Annotated in this window: 1 protein-coding gene; it reads left to right on the top strand. The window is 74.2% G+C overall.

Annotation, left to right across the window (positions count from 1 at the left end):
- The coding region (locus tag AC5RUJ_RS18740) for a glycosyltransferase (protein ID WP_494156573.1) at positions 1 to 360 on the top strand (360 nt) is incomplete at both ends.

Below are 360 nucleotides of genomic sequence, written 5' to 3'. Positions count from 1 at the left end.
GGCGGGTTCCGCTGCCGCGCCGCCCCTCCCTCGACCTGCTGAAGCTGCCGTTCAAGTTCGCCGCGGCCGTGCGCCAGGCCGCGGGCATCATCGACGGCGCGAAGGCCGACGTCGTGGTGGGCGTCGGCGGGTACGTGTGCACCCCGGTCTACATCGCAGCCAGGCTGCGCCGGGTCCCGATCGTGATCCATGAGGCCAACGCCCGGCCGGGGCTGGCGAACCGGGTCGGGGCACGGCTGACCAGCCGGGTCGCGGTCGCGTTCAAAGACACGAAACTGCCCGGCGCCCGCTGGGTCGGCATGCCGATGCGGCCCGAAATCGCCACCCTGGACCGGGAAGCCTCCCGCGAGGCCGCGCGCC

Source organism: Arthrobacter sp. Y3223164 (assembly GCF_059091005.1).
This window is presented reverse-complemented; position numbering and strand designations above follow the sequence as displayed.